Source organism: Labrys methylaminiphilus subsp. lupini (genome assembly GCF_051161885.1).
Classification (GTDB): domain Bacteria; phylum Pseudomonadota; class Alphaproteobacteria; order Rhizobiales; family Labraceae; genus Labrys.
This window is the reverse complement of record NZ_JBMDIH010000001.1, coordinates 4,730,169-4,744,828: the sequence shown is the minus strand read 5'-3', so window position 1 is coordinate 4,744,828 and position 14,660 is coordinate 4,730,169. Positions and strand designations below refer to the sequence as shown.

General features: G+C 66.3%; 11 protein-coding genes. 9 read left to right on the top strand and 2 right to left on the bottom strand.

Annotated elements, in window-relative coordinates; genetic code table 11:
• Complete coding sequence (locus ACN6KF_RS22290) at positions 1 to 1,065, bottom strand: MsnO8 family LLM class oxidoreductase (protein WP_434958954.1); 1,065 nt, start codon at positions 1,063 to 1,065, stop codon at positions 1 to 3.
• A 431-nt stretch (positions 1,066 to 1,496) separates the two neighbouring features.
• Here ACN6KF_RS22290 and ACN6KF_RS22285 point away from each other — a divergent pair, with 431 nt between their 5' ends.
• From ACN6KF_RS22285 to ACN6KF_RS22275, 3 genes are all read left to right on the top strand, one after another.
• Complete coding sequence (locus ACN6KF_RS22285; protein WP_434958953.1) at positions 1,497 to 2,873, top strand: NAD(P)/FAD-dependent oxidoreductase; 1,377 nt, start codon at positions 1,497 to 1,499, stop codon at positions 2,871 to 2,873.
• A complete protein-coding gene (locus ACN6KF_RS22280; protein WP_434958952.1) occupies positions 2,870 to 4,135 on the top strand; it encodes an NAD(P)/FAD-dependent oxidoreductase in 1,266 nt (421 codons plus the stop codon). The genes ACN6KF_RS22285 and ACN6KF_RS22280 overlap by 4 nt, the downstream gene beginning before the upstream one ends.
• A 121-nt stretch (positions 4,136 to 4,256) precedes the next feature.
• The gene (locus ACN6KF_RS22275) at positions 4,257 to 5,675 is read left to right on the top strand and encodes an FGGY family carbohydrate kinase (protein ID WP_434958951.1); all 1,419 of its coding nucleotides are present in this window, start codon (positions 4,257 to 4,259) and stop codon (positions 5,673 to 5,675) included.
• A 24-nt stretch (positions 5,676 to 5,699) separates the two neighbouring features.
• On the opposite strand, the gene ACN6KF_RS22270 is transcribed toward ACN6KF_RS22275, so the two are convergent.
• Complete coding sequence (locus tag ACN6KF_RS22270; RefSeq protein ID WP_434958950.1) at positions 5,700 to 6,329, bottom strand: HAD family hydrolase; 630 nt, start codon at positions 6,327 to 6,329, stop codon at positions 5,700 to 5,702.
• A 157-nt stretch (positions 6,330 to 6,486) separates the two neighbouring features.
• Here ACN6KF_RS22270 and ACN6KF_RS22265 point away from each other — a divergent pair, with 157 nt between their 5' ends.
• From ACN6KF_RS22265 to ACN6KF_RS22240, 6 genes are all read left to right on the top strand, one after another.
• On the top strand, positions 6,487 to 7,077 hold the full coding sequence (locus ACN6KF_RS22265) for an ANTAR domain-containing response regulator (RefSeq protein ID WP_434958949.1): 591 nt from the start codon (positions 6,487 to 6,489) through the stop codon (positions 7,075 to 7,077).
• A gap of 54 nt (positions 7,078 to 7,131) precedes the next feature.
• Positions 7,132 to 8,385, top strand: coding sequence for a CmpA/NrtA family ABC transporter substrate-binding protein (locus tag ACN6KF_RS22260; protein ID WP_434958948.1), 1,254 nt, complete (start codon positions 7,132 to 7,134; stop codon positions 8,383 to 8,385).
• A gap of 364 nt (positions 8,386 to 8,749) precedes the next feature.
• On the top strand, positions 8,750 to 9,967 hold the full coding sequence (locus tag ACN6KF_RS22255) for a nitrate/nitrite transporter (protein ID WP_434958947.1): 1,218 nt from the start codon (positions 8,750 to 8,752) through the stop codon (positions 9,965 to 9,967).
• A gap of 42 nt (positions 9,968 to 10,009) precedes the next feature.
• Positions 10,010 to 11,245: an NAD(P)/FAD-dependent oxidoreductase gene (locus ACN6KF_RS22250; RefSeq protein WP_434958946.1), complete on the top strand. Its 1,236-nt coding sequence runs from the start codon at positions 10,010 to 10,012 to the stop codon at positions 11,243 to 11,245.
• Positions 11,245 to 12,993, top strand: coding sequence for a NirA family protein (locus ACN6KF_RS22245; protein WP_434959739.1), 1,749 nt, complete (start codon positions 11,245 to 11,247; stop codon positions 12,991 to 12,993). The genes ACN6KF_RS22250 and ACN6KF_RS22245 overlap by 1 nt, the downstream gene beginning before the upstream one ends.
• Positions 12,990 to 14,627, top strand: a complete 1,638-nt coding sequence (locus tag ACN6KF_RS22240; RefSeq protein ID WP_434958945.1) for a sulfite reductase subunit alpha — start codon at positions 12,990 to 12,992, stop codon at positions 14,625 to 14,627. Before ACN6KF_RS22245 ends, ACN6KF_RS22240 begins: the two co-directional genes overlap by 4 nt.
• Positions 14,628 to 14,660: the final 33 nt, after the last annotated feature.

The following is a 14,660-nucleotide window of genomic DNA, read 5'->3' as shown; positions in this document are numbered from 1 at the left end:
TCAGGCGGGAATGACTTGGCGTAGCGCCGGCTGCTGCGCGGCCGGGGACCGGCGGGCGGTGACACCGTATTCCGTGACACCGAGTGCTTGGGCAAGCTGCTCGACCAGGGCCAGCCTCGCCGCGCCCTTCACGGCCGGTTCGACGATGAATTCCCCGATGCCGTGGCGCTCATGCAGGCGATCGAGTGCCGCCAGTACGTCGGCCGCCGTACCGGCGAGGACGCTCGGCGCCTTGCGCTCGACGCGATATTCGCTGGCACCGGCCTGGCGGGCATAATCCTTCGCCTGCGCCTCGCTGCCGACGGTGACGCTCTGGGCACCTGGAACATGCACCTTGAAGAGTTGCAATCCGGCGGCCTGGCGCGCTGCCTCGGCGGCACTGTCGGCGACGATGGCGGCCACCGCCACCAGGGGCGGTCGCCCAGCCTTGCTGCGATAGGCGGCGACGGCATCGGCAAGCAGCACATCGTCGCCATTGAGGTGGCGGGCGAACACGAACTGCCAGCCCCTGGTGGCCGCAAGTTCGGCGCTTTCCACACTCGCTCCCAGCAGGAAACGCTCGGGCGTCACGGGTGGCCGCGGCGTCGCGCTCAGGCCGGCTAGCGTCTCGCCGGCCGCAACCGGCCCGTCGAGGAAGCGGCCGAGATCGTCGAGCTGCTCGGCAAAGCCCGGCTTGCGGGCGGGGTCATGGGCTCCCTGCAACGCGCGCGTCGCCAGCGGCAACCCGCCCGGCGCCTTGCCGATGCCGAGATCGACCCGTCCCGGCGCCAGCGAAGCGAGGAGATTGAAGACCTCCGCCACCTTGTAGGCGCTGTAATGCTGCAGCATCACCCCACCCGACCCGATGCGGATTCGGGCCGTGTTGGCCAGCAGGAAGGCGATCAGCACTTCGGGGGCGGAGCTGGCGAGTTCGGGGGCGTTGTGGTGTTCGGCAACCCAGAAACGGTGGTAGCCAAGCCGCTCCGCCGCCTGGGCCAGGGCAATGGTGCGCTTGAGGGCGTCAGGGGCCTCATCACCGGAAGCAAGGGGACTCTTGTCGAGCAAACTCAGCCTGTAGCGCGTCATGCCTGGTCTCGTCTTCGCTGCGGCACGCACAGCGCCGCTTGATGGGAGCTAGGCACATTAGACTACTATTTCTATATATTAAATATGAATTTTTGGTGGTGATCGAATAATGTAGGAACCAGTGGTTCACCCCTCATCCGGCTGCTGCCACCTTCTCCCACAAGGGGAGAAGGGTTTCAGTGGGTTAACTAGAGCGCGACTGAAGGGTCACGACGTGTCGCATCCCGCACCCAATAAATTCACTTCTCCCCTTGCGGGATCTGGCACTTCCTGCGGAAGGCCTCAGGTCCCGGCAGGGGGATGAGGGGTCGATGCACCTTCGAGATCAAGCCAAGCTCATCTCCCTCCTCAGCCAGTAGCCAAGCAGCCGCGAATTTGCTCAGATAGCGGGACAGGCTCGCGCCGGGAGCGGCCTGGGGGAAGACGGCACAATGGTCAGCGATGTCGCCATCATCGGCGCAGGGGTCGTGGGATGCGCGATCGCTCGCCGCTTTGCGCTGGAGGGGCTCGCTGTCACCCTGATCGAGGCCGGTGGCGATATCCTCTCCGGCGCCAGCAAGGCCAACAGCGCCATATTGCATACGGGTTTCGATGCCCCGCCCGGCAGCCTGGAGCTCGCCTGCATCCGCGCCGGCCATGCCGAATATCTCGAGATCCACGAGGCCATGGGGTTGCCGCTGCTGCGCAGCAGCGCCCTCGTCGTCGCCTGGAACGAGGCCGAGGAAGCCGGCCTGGAGGGTATCCGCGTCAAGGCGCTGGAGAACGGCATCGACAATGTCGCGCTGATCAGCCGCGCGGAGCTGCGCGCCAGGGAGCCGGGCCTGTCCGAATCGGCACGATCAGCCCTCTTCGTGCCGGATGAAGCCCTCATCGATCCCTGGAGCCCCTTTCTCGCCTATGTCGAGCAGGCCATGGCGCATGGCGCCACCGTCCTGCGCGGCACCCGTGTCACCGGCGGCCAGTTCGATGGCCAGGTCTGGCACCTCGAAACCACGGCCGGGCCTGTCGTGGCCCGCAGCGTGATCAATTGCGCCGGCAACCATGGCGATGAGATCGACCACGCGCTCCTCGGCCACTGCGCCTTCGAGATCCGCCCGCGCAAGGGCCAGTTCGTGGTCTTCGACAAGGCGGCCTACAAGCTGGCTTCAGCCATCATCCTGCCGGTGCCCAATGAGCGCACCAAGGGGGTTGTGGTCACGCGCACGGTCTTCGGCAACCTGCTCGTCGGTCCAACCGCGGAAGAACAGCAGGACCGGGACCGGGCCGATGTCGATCACGACGCGCTCGAAGCCCTGATCCGCCGGGGCGTCGAGATCCTGCCGGCTCTGGCCGACATGCCGGTGACCGCCTGCTATGCCGGGCTGCGGCCAGCCACCGAGCGCAAGGACTATCGCATCGACGCCTATCCCGAACGCAACTGGATCAGCGTCGGCGGCATTCGCTCGACCGGCCTGTCCGCCTCACTCGGCATTGCCCGCCATGTGCTGCGCCTCCACGTCGAGGCCGGCGGGAGAACCGCACCGGTCGAGGCATCCCCGCCCGGCCCGGTTCCCAATCTGGCCGAGCACCTGCCGCGCGACTATGACCGGCCGGATTATGAGGAAATCATCTGTCACTGCGAACTGGTGACCAGGCGCGAGATCGAGACCGCTCTGTCCCGCCCGCTGGCCGCCGGCGATTTCGGCGGTCTGAAACGCCGCACGCGTTGCGCCATGGGGCGCTGCCAGGGCTTCAACTGCAGTGCCAGGCTGGCCAGCCTGACCCAGGGCCGTTTCGCCATGCCTCTCGACAGCGGAGCGGCGCGATGAGTGCGGCCAAGATCATGGCTCCGGATGTTCTCGTCGTCGGCGGCGGCCCTGCCGGCCTGTCGGCCGCGACAGCATTGAAGGAACTCGGCATCGGCAAGGTCGTGCTGCTCGAGCGCGACACGGTCGCGGGCGGCATTCCCCGCCATTGCGGCCACTCGCCCTTCGGCATGCGCGAATTCCACCGCATTCTCTCGGGCACAGGCTATGCCGCCCGGCTTGAAGCCCGGGCTAGGGAACGCGGCGTCGAGATCCTCACCCGGCACAGCGTGCTCTCGGTCCAGGACGGCGTTGTGAAGGCGGTGTCACCCGACGGCCCCGTCGACTACAGGCCGAGGCGCATCCTGCTGGCCACCGGCACGCGCGAGGCCTCGCGTGCCGCGCGGCTGGTGTCGGGCGAGCGCCCGCTCGGCATTCTCAACACGGCGGCCCTGCAGGCCTATGTGCATCTGGAGAAGCTCGCGCCCTTCCGTCGGCCCGTGATCGTCGGTACCGAATTGGTGGCGATATCGGCCATCCTCACCTGCCTGTCGGGCGGCATCCGTCCGGCCGCCGTGATCGAGCCGAACGCCTATCCGACGGCCCGCTTTCCCTTCTGTCTGCTGCCGCGCCTGCTCGGCATTCCCGTGCACTACCGCACCGAAATCGGCACCATCGCCGGCAAGGGCCGGGTACAGGAGGTGATTGCGCGCTCGGAAGCGGGAAACCGCAGCATCGACTGCGACGGGGTGCTGTTCACCGGTGCCTTCACGCCGGAATCGGCCCTGGCGCGCCTCGGCGGCCTGGCGATCGACCCGGGCAGCGGCGGCCCGATCGTCGATGCCTTTGGCCGTACCCGCGCGCCCACAATATTCGCCGCCGGCAATCTGCTCCGGCCCGTGGAGACCGCCGGCTGGTGCTGGGCGGAGGCACGGCGCATCGCCGGCAGCATCGCCCGAGACCTCGAGGGCGGGCTGCCGCCGCGCCAGGCCGCCATTCCCATCCGTACCGGCGCGGGCATCAAGCTGGTGATGCCCCAAGAAATCGACGTCAAGGAAATCGACAGGGCGACGCTGCCGCGGGCCCTTCCCGCACTGCAACTGCGTCTCAGCAGGAGATTGAAGGGGACCTTGGCGCTGACGGCCGGCGACACCGTGCTATGGTCCCGCTCGATCTCGTCGGGGCCCGAACGGCGTGTCCTGGTGCCGCTCGAGCACCTCGTCATCCCGCCCGCCGCAACCGAACTCACCCTTGAGCTACGCCATGGCAGAGGCATCTCGCCATGAGGCTGCTATGCCAAACGCCGTTTTGGTAAAACCGTACTTATATTCTAGATATTGTCGGAAGCGTGCTTGCGATTCCCCGCTGGCTTTCTCGGATCGCAAGCCGCGATAGGAGCAGTTCTCGATGGCAAACATCGTTGCGATCGACCAGGGTACCACCTCCACCCGCTCTCTCGTGGTGGGTGAGGACGGCGCCGTCGCCATCGTCAAGGCGATCCGGCATGGCCAGCATCATCCCAATCCAGGTTGGGTCGAGCATGATCCGGAGGAATTGCTGGCCAATATCCGGATCTGCCTGGAGACCGCCGGCCCGGCAGCAGCAATCGGCCTTTCCAACCAGGGAGAAAGCTGCCTGGCCTGGGACGCTGAATCCGGCAAGCCTCTTTCTCCCGTGATCGTCTGGCAGGACGGCCGTACGGCAGACATGGCCGAAAAGTTGCGGGCGGCCGGCAAGGCCGCGACCGTGCTGGAGCGGGCCGGCTTGCCGCTCGATTCTTATTTCTCCGCCACCAAGTTCCGCTGGATGCTCGACAACCTGCCCGATGTCGCCAAGGCGCGTGCCGCGGGACGGCTGCGCCTGGGCACCACCGATGCCTTCTTCCTGCAGCGCCTGACGGGTGAGTTCGCCACCGACGCGACTACGGCTTCCCGCACCTCCTTGATGAATCTGGCAACGGGGGCCTGGGACGAGGAACTCTGCGCGCTGTTCGGCGTGCCCCTCGACAGCCTGCCGCCGATCCGGCCGACCGTCGCGGCCTTCGGGCAGACGCCAACCGGGCCGATCACCGCCTCTCTGGTCGACCAGCAGGCCGCGCTCTACGGCCATCGCTGCCGCCGCGCTGGCGACCTCAAGATCACTTTCGGCACCGGTGCCTTCTGCCTGGCCGTCACCTCGACAATCCCCAAGGCACCCGCACTGACCGGCGGCCTCTTGCCGACGGTGGCCTGGCATATCGGCGATCGCCTGACCTACGCCCTCGATGGCGGCGTCTATGATGTCGGCTCGAGTATCGAATGGGCGATCAAAACAGGTATCGCCGGCAGCGTTGCCGATTTCCACGAATTCCGGCGGCCACCGGCGATCGAACGCGGGCTCGTCTTCGTGCCTGCCTTTTCAGGCCTGGCCTGTCCGCATTGGGATCGCTCGGCCGCCCCGCTCATCATCGGCCTGACGCCGGCCTCCGATTTCGAGGATCTGCGCCAGGCCCTGTTGGAAGGCATTGCGCTGCTGACCTGCGATATCCTGGCAGCAATGGAGGCCGAAGTAGAGACCGGCGATGTGATCGCCATCGATGGCGGATTGTCGCGCAGCCCCTATTTCTGCCAGTTCCTGGCCGACAGCGCCGGCAAAGCCGTCGCCTTGTCCGATTTCGACGAAACCACGGCCCTTGGCACAGCCCAGCTCGCGGCCCTCGGCATTGGTGTGGAAATACCGGCCGTCTCGGCTTCGAACCGGAAGTTCTACGAGCCCAAGGACGCCCCCCGCGCGCGCTGGCGCGAGCGCTTCCGCACAGCCGTCGGGCGCACGTCGGGCTGGCGCTGAGAGGTCGAAGCGGAGCGAAAGCGTTCACACGGCCGATTGAACACCCAGCAGGCCGAGAGTACCCAGATCCCGGCGCAGGGCTTCGGGGTCACTGAAGCGGATCGCCTTGAAACCGAGGTGTGAGGCCGTTGCGATATTCTCAGCATTGTCGTCGATGAAGACGCAAGCGCTGGCCGGCAAGCCGGCTTCCCGCAGGAAAAGCTCGAAAATCGCCGGATCCGGCTTGGCCAGTTTTCTCTCGCCCGAGACGATCAGCACCTCGAAATGCGAAAGAAAAGCGTAGCGCTCGGCCGCGATCGGAAAGGTTTCGGACGACCAGTTCGAGATCGCATGCAGCGCCACATCCTGCCGGCGCAATTCCTCCAGGATGGCGACCGTCCCTTCGATGGCGCCCCCAAGCATCTCGGACCAACGCGTGTGGAAGGCCGAGATCAGCTCGCCATGATGGGGAAACTGAGCTGAGAGCTCGGCCACCCCTTCGGCGAAGGGCTTGCCGGCGTCGAACTGGCCGTTCCACGCCGGCGTGCAGACCTCGGCCAGGAAGCGGCGGGCGCGCTCTTCATCCGGCAGGAGCCGGCGGTAGAGATAGAGAGGGTTCCAGTCGATCAGCACGCCGCCGAGATCGAATACCACCGCCTTGATTGGATTTGCCATAGCCTTCCCCTATTGCTCGCTCTCGCGCCTATCTGCATGTTTATGCGTTTTTACGCAACTTCATGCGCGAATGCAATGCCGCGCCGCGCACGCCCTTGCGGCACGATGCCTAATATCGCGCCTTGCTTCGTCAGTACTCTCGCCCGAAATTGCGGGAATGAACGATGCGCCCCTGCATGTCCTGCTGATCGACGACAATGCCATGAGGGCTTCGGTCATCGAGGAAGGCCTGCGCGAGGCGGGGCACGATCGCGTCACCATCATTAATGAAATGCGCCATTTGCTGCGGCAGGTCGTCGACGCCGATCCCGACGTCATCTTCATCGATCTGGAGAACCCCAATCGCGACGTCCTGGAGCAGATGTTCCAGGTCTCCCGCAGCGTGCATCGGCCGGTGGTGATGTTCGTGGACCAGTCCGACAAGGCCGCCACCGAGGCGGCCATCGATGCCGGCGTCTCGGCCTATGTAGTCGATGGCTTGCGCAAGGAACGCGTCCGGCCGATCCTCGACATGGCCATCAGCCGCTTCAACGCCTTCCATCGCCTGCGCGAGGAACTCGACCGTACGCGCCAGGCCCTGGAGGATCGCAAGACCATCGACAAGGCGAAAGGCATTCTCATGAAGCGGCGGGGCATCAGCGAGGAGGAGGCCTATGCCCTGCTGCGCAAGACCGCGATGAATGAAAGCCGGCGTGTGGCCGAGGTGGCGCGCAGCCTCGTCACCGCCGCCAAGCTTCTGGACAGATAGGCTGATGATGAGCGGTCACGGCGCGGACAGCGAAGAAATCCGGGAGCATGGGCGATGAGCAACAAGGGCAGGGACGGCATCGCGGATCTGACGCTCGGCTTCATCCCGCTCGTCGACGCCGCGCCCCTGGTCGTCGCCAAGGAAAAAGGGTTCGCCGCAGCTGAGGGCCTCGAACTCAAGCTGGCGCGCGAGACGTCCTGGGCCAATATCCGCGATCGCGTCATGCTCGGCCATTTCGACGCCGCCCATATGCTTGGGCCGATGCCAATCGCCTCCACGCTCGGCCTGGGGCATGTCGAGGTGCCGATGATCGCCCCCTTCTCGCTGGGCCTCGGCGGCAACGCCATCACGCTCGCGCCGACGCTCTTCGCCCGGATGGAAGAAGAGGGTGCAGATCTTGACGCCGGCCCGGCCACCATCGGCGCCGCGCTTGCCAAGGTCGTCGCCAAATGGCCGGCGGCGGGACAGGCGCCCCTTACCCTCGCCGTCGTCCATCCCTTTTCGGGGCATAATTACGAGCTGCGCTATTGGCTGGCCGCCGCCGGCATCGATCCCGACAGGGATATCCGGCTGGTGGTCCTGCCGCCGCCCTTCATGGTCGACGCCATACAGGAAGGCCAGATCGACGGCTTCTGCGTGGGCGAGCCCTGGAACTCGCTGGCGGTCGAGGCCGGGGTCGGCGTGATCGCGGTGACCAAATCCACCTTGTGGCGCCAAGGCCCCGAGAAGGTGCTCGGCTTGCGTGCCGATTTCGCCGAACGCACTCCCGATCGGCTTGCCGCACTGCTGCGCGCGTTGCATGGCGCGGCCCGCTGGGCTGGTGATGCCGGTAATCGCGGCGAGTTGGCCCGCATCCTTGCCGCGCCTGACTATCTGGACCGGCCACCCGAGATCATCGGGCAGGCGCTCAGCGGCGTGCTGGTGCGCCGCCGGCACGAAGCCGCGGCTGAGATTCCCGACTTCCTGGTCTTCCACGACCACGCTGCCAACTTCCCCTGGGCGAGCCATGCCCTCTGGTTCTATTCGCAGATGGTGCGCTGGGGCCAGGTGGATTACAGCACCGCCTTGGCCCAGCGGGTCGGCCATGTCTACCGTCCGGACCTCTATCGCGCCGCCCTTGCCGACACCGGCATCGACCTGCCCCGCGCCAGTGCCAAGGTCGAGGGTGCCTTGCGGCAGGCGACGCCGGTGGCCTCGCGCCACGGCACCATGGTGCTCGGCCCTGACGGCTTCTTCGACGGCAGGCTGTTCGATCCCGACGACATCGAAGGTTATCTGCGCTCATTTAGAGTGTCAGCCTCCGGCTGACATACAGGCAGGCAAATTGTCAGCCCCGCTCCATCACCTGATGGAGCTGTGAGGCTGACACTCCGTCGTTTCCTGCCTCGCGCCGAAAATATCGGCAAAACCATGCTGCGGCGCACAATATTTGATCTTGCCTAAAAAAGCAGCCTGCTTCTAAACTGCACACAGTGAGAGACAGGTCTCTTTCCGCAGCAGGGTCAATGACGGCCCGATAAGCGGCTTTCCTTGAAGATTTTGGGCCGAAAAGCCCGGCGCTCAGTGACGGGCGCAAAACGGCAACGCCGCCGAACCATCCCTGCCGCCCTTTGTCGGCGGGGATGGTTCGGCGGCTTTTTGTTTTGGCGACTTCAGCAAGCGGAACACGACGATGCAGACGCGAGACTTCCTCAAGGCCGGGCATTGGCCCACCCTTTTCGCCGCCTTCTTCTATTTCGACATGAGCTTCATGGTCTGGGTGATCCTCGGCCCCCTCGCCGTGCAGATTGCCGGCGACCTTCACCTCGACGCTGCCCAGAAAGGGCTGATGGTGGCCCTGCCCGTGCTTGCCGGCGCCTTCCTGCGCGTGGTGAACGGCTTCCTGGTCGATTATCTCCGACCCAAGCTGACGGGTATCCTGGCGCAGATCGTGGTGATCGCCGGCCTCCTCGGCTTCTGGGCCGTGGGCATCGGCTCCTACAGCCAGTTGCTGTTGCTCGGCCTCATCCTGGGCATGGCCGGCGCATCCTTCGCGGTGGCGCTGCCGCTCGCCTCGCGCTGGTATCCCCCGCATTATCAGGGCGTCGCCTTGGGCATCGCGGGTGCCGGCAATTCCGGCACCGTGTTCGCCGCCTTGTTCGCGCCTTTGCTCGCCACCATGGTGGGCTGGACCAATGTCATCGGCCTTGCCGCCATTCCGCTGGCTGTCGCCCTTATCGTCTATCTCCTCTGCGCCAAGGACAGCCCGAACCAGCCGCCCGCCAAGTCGCTCGGCGAATATGCCAGGATCCTGCGCCAGCCCGACGCCTGGTGGTTCATGTTCTATTATGCCGTCACCTTCGGCGGCTTTTCGGGCCTCGCCTCCTCGCTCGGCTTCTATTTCAACACCCAATACGGGCTCGACGCCGTCACGGCGGGCTATTGCACGGCGGCCTGCGTGTTCGCCGGCTCACTGTTCCGTCCCATTGGCGGCGCCGTCGCCGATCGCTTCGGCGGCATCCGTGTCCTCAGCGTTCTCTATGCCGCAGCAGCCATTGCGCTGATCCTGGCCAGTTTCGGCTTCGCCCAACTCTGGCTCGGCCTCGGCATCCTCGTCGTCGCCATGCTCGCCCTGGGCATGGGCAATGGCGCGGTGTTCCAGCTCGTGCCGCAGCGCTTCCAGGCCGAGATGGGCGTGATGACCGGGCTGGTCGGCATGACGGGCGGCGTGGGCGGCTTCTACCTCGCCTCGAGCCTTGGCCTCTCCAAGCAGTTCACCGGCACCTACCAGGCCGGCTTCCTGATCTTCGCCTTGCTGGCGGTGCTGGCCTTGGCCGCCCTCACCCGGGTCAAGCGCCGCTGGCGCACGACCTGGACCCTCGAGGACGGCACCGCCACCGCCAGAATCTGAAATGGCCGGAATCTGCAATGGTTTGGATCTGAGGATCGAGACATGACCGAGAAGCTCCTGATCATCGGCAACGGCATGGCCAGCGTCAAGCTGTGCGAGGAAATCGCTGCCCACGCGCCGGGACGGTTCGAGACCACCGTCGTCGGTGCCGAGCCGCGGCCGGGCTACAACCGCGTGCTGCTCTCGGCCCTGCTCGCCGGTGATATCGGCCGGGACGGCATCACGCTGCGGGACGAGTCCTGGTATGGCACACAGGGCATTCGTCTCGTCACCGGGCAGACCGTTACCGGCCTCGATCCCGCCGCCCGCACCGCCCATCTCGCCAATGGCGCCGCCCTATCCTTCGACCGGGTCGTGCTGGCGACCGGCTCTTCCGCCATCCGCCTGCCCGTTCCCGGGATGGCTCTGCCGGGCGTGACCACGTTCCGCGACCTCGCCGACCTGCCCGCCTTGCAGGAAGCCGCTCGCCTCAACCGACGCATCGCCGTGATCGGCGGCGGGCTGCTGGGCATCGAGGCGGCCTATGGCCTGGCCAAGGGCGGCGCCAAGGTCACCCTGGTCCATGTCATGGAGCGCCTGATGGAACGCCAGCTCGACCGACGGACGGCGGCCTTCCTCAAGCGGGCGGTGGAGCACAAGGGCATCCGCATCCTGCTCAATGCCCAGACCCAGGAGGTCGCAGGCGAGGACAGGGCCGAGGCCCTCATCTTCGCCGACGGTTCCCGCCTGCCCGTCGACATGGTGGTGGTCGCCGTGGGCGTGCGCCCCAATACTGGCCTCGCCAAGACTGCCGACCTGCCGGTTGGACGCGGCATCCAGGTGGATGACGGCCTTGCCACCATGGTGCCCTTCATCCACGCCATCGGCGAATGCGCCGAACATCGCGGCCAGGTCTACGGCCTCGTCGAGCCGGCCTATGAGCAGGCACGCGTGCTGGCGCGCTGCTGGGGCGGCGACACCGGGGCAGCCTATGAAGGCACCGCTTTGTCGACCAACCTCAAAGTCTCCGGCATTCCGGTCTTCTCGGCCGGTGACTTCCTCGGCGAGGGTCATGACGACATCCTGCTGGAGGATCGTGGCGCCGGGCTGTGCAAGCGCCTGGTCCTGAAGGACAACCGCCTCATCGGTGCCGCCATGGTCGGCGAGGCCGAGGACGCCGTCTGGTACAAGGACCTGATCCGACGGGGCAGCGACATCTCCGCCATTCGCGAGAGCCTGATCTTCGGCCGCGCCTTCTGCGAAACCACCCCTTCGCGGGTTCTGAGGGAGGCCGCATGATGGGCAGCGATTTCACCTCCGATCAGAAGCGCTATCTCGAAGGCTTCGTCTCGGGCATGCAGGCCGTCGGCAGTGCCAAGGCTGCGCCCGCTGCGACGGCACCGATCCCCATGGGCCCGGACGCCACGCACCTTCAGGCGCAGGATGCCGTGACCGCCGGTGGCGGCAAGCTCGTCGACCAGGAGAAATGGAAGCGGGCCGAACATCCCTTCGATGCCTATCCACGCATGAAGGCGCAGGCCAGGGACGGCGCCTTTCCCAAGCCCGAAGACAATTTCCGCTGGCGCTATTTCGGCCTGTTCTATGTGGCGCCCGCGCAGTCGAGCTATATGGTCCGCCTGCGCATTCCCAACGGTATCCTCACTCATTGGCAGTTCGCCGGCATGGCCGATGTCGCCGAGCGCATGGGCGGGGGCTATGCCCATGTCACCACACGGGCCAATCTGCAGATCCGCGAGGTGATGCCGGATAATGCACCGCGCGTGGTCGAAGCCATCCAGGATCTCGGCCTGTGCTCGCGCGGCTCGGGAGCCGACAATATCCGCAACGTCACGGGTTCGGCCACCGCCGGCATCGATCCGCAGGAACTGGCCGACACCAGGCCGCTCGCCCGCGAATGGCACTATCACATCCTCAATGACCGCTCGCTCTATGGCCTGCCGCGCAAGTTCAACGTCGCCTTTGACGGCGGCGGGCGCATCGCCACGCTGGAGGAGACCAACGATATCGGCTTCCAGGCCGTGCGCATCGGCGGCGAGACCTGGTTCCGACTCGTGCTCGGCGGCATCACCGGCCATCGCGACCTCGCCCGGCCCACCGGCGTGTTCTGCAAGGCGGAGGAATGCTGCGCCATCGCCGATGCCATCGTGCGAGTGTTCACCGACAAGGGCGACCGCACCAACCGCACCAAGGCGCGCATGAAATATGTCCTCGATGCCATCGGCTTCGAGGCCTATCTGGAGGCGGTGGAAGCCAAGCTCGGCCGCAAGCTCACCCGCCTGTCCGAGGACGGAGTCGAGCCCCGCCCCGCCTTCGACCGCCTGGCTCATATCGGCGTGCACCCCCAGAGTCAGCCAGGCCTGAACTGGATCGGCGTCACCCTGGCCGTTGGCCGAATGGACGCCAGCCAGATGCGCGGCCTCGCCGCCATCGCCCGCGATTTCGGGGATGGCGACATCCGCCTCACTGTCTGGCAGAACCTGCTGATCTCCGGCGTTCCTGACTCGAAGGTGGCGGAGGCCAAGGCGGCGATCGAGGCGCTCGGCCTCGACTGGAAGGCGAGCTCCCTGCGCGCCGGCCTGGTGGCCTGCACCGGCGCCACCGGCTGCAAATTCGCCGCCGCCCATACCAAGGAGCACGCCCTGGAGATAGCCGAGTATGTCGATGCGCGTCTGGCGCTCGACGTGCCGGTGAACGTCCACCTCACTGGCTGCCACCATTCCTGCGCCCAGCATTATATCGGCGACATCGGCCTGATCGGCGCCAAGGTGACGCTCAACGAGGAGGGTGACCAGGCCGAGGGCTATTCGATCGTGGTTGGCGGCGGCTATGGCGACCAGCCGCGGATCGGCCGCGAACTTTGGAAGGAGATCCGGGCCGAGGATTGCCCCGGCAAGGTCGAGGGCCTGCTGCGCCTCTATCTCGAGCATCGCGAGGGCCCCACGGAAAGCTTCCAGGCCTTCACTATCAGGCACGAGCCGGAAGCCTTGCGCGGCCTGGTCGACGGCAGGGAGCTTGCAGGCGCATGAACATGATCGCCGTCCCGCCCCAGCGTTCGCTCATTCCCGAAGGAGCGCCCTTCAGCCCGGAGCAAAGAGCCTGGCTCGACGGATTCTTTGGTGCTGTCCTCGCCGCCCAGGGCGGCATGGCACCTGCCGATCTGTCGCCCCTCGACAAGGCTGGGCTCGATCAGGCCGCAGGCTCTGCCCTGGCCGACAATGACGAGGCGCCCTGGCACGATCCAAGCATGGGCATAGACGAGCGCCTCGCCTTGGCCAAGGACAGGCCGCTGGCACCGCGCCTGATGGCGGCGATGGCGCAGCAGGATTGCGGTCAATGCGGCTACAACTGCGCCGACTATGCCAATGCGCTCTTCCTGCGCAAGGAGGAGCGCCTCACCTTGTGTGCGCCGGGCGGCAAGGAGACTGCCCGCATGCTCAAGGCCCTGGCGCAGGAGATCGGGCAGGACGGCACCGCTTCGACCACAAGCCCCGACGCGAAGGTCGATGTCGATGCGACCGAGGCCGGCCAGCCCCCCGCCGCCGGCCTGCCCGGCCGCTCGCGCGACAATCCGGTTGCCGCACGCTTTCTCTCGCGGCGTCGGCTAAACGGCGAAAAATCCGCCAAGACCACCTGGCATGTCGAGTTCGACCTATCCGGCAGCGGGCTCGACTATATTGCAGGCGATAGTTTCGGCGTTATCCCGAAGAACAAGGCAGGCCTGGCCGACCAGATCATCGCCCTGCTCGGAGCCCGGCCCGAAGCCCTGATCGAGGGCAAGAGCCTGCGCGACAGGCTGATCGAGGATGTCTCGCTCGGCACGCCGCCCGACAGCCTGTTTCAGCTCCTGTCCTATCTCAGCACCGGCGACCTGCGCCGCAAGGCCCGGACGCTGGCCAATGGCGAGGATCCGGACGGGGACGCGGCATCTCTCGACGTGCTCGCCGTGCTCTACAAGTTCCAGGGCATCCGCCCCGGGGCCGAGGCCTTCCTCGAGGCCCTCGATCCCTTGCAGCCGCGGCTCTATTCGATTTCCTCCTCGCATAAGGCCAATCCGGGCCGGATCTCGCTCACCGTCGATACGGTGCGCTATCGCATCGGCGCGCGCGACAGGCTGGGCGTTGCCTCCACCTTTCTGGGCGAGCGCATCGCCGAGGGCGAGGAACTCAGGGTCTATGTACAGAAGGCCCACGGCTTTCGACTGCCCGAGAACGGCGAGACGCCGGTGATCATGGTCGGGCCGGGCACCGGGGTCGCTCCGTTCCGCGCCTTCCTGCAGGAACGCAAAGCCGAGGGCGCCAGCGGGCGCAACTGGCTGTTCTTCGGCCACCAGCATCGCGACCACGATTTCTTCTATGAGGAGGAATTCGCTGCCATGCGCGAGAGCGGCCTGCTCACGCGCCTGTCGCTGGCCTGGTCGCGCGATGCCGAGGGCAAGTTCTACGTGCAGGACCGCATGCGCGAGGTCGGTGCCGATCTCTGGCGCTGGCTGGCCGAGGGCGCGCATTTCTATGTCTGCGGCGACGCCAAGCGCATGGCGCGCGACGTCGAACGCGCCCTCGTCGACATCGTGGCGCAATGGGGCGCCCGCTCGACCGAGGAGGCGGCAAGTTTCGTCAACGGCCTGAAGAAAGCCGGCCGCTACCAGGCCGATGTTTATTGAAGGGGTGGCGCGATGAAACAGGCGGAGCGCGCC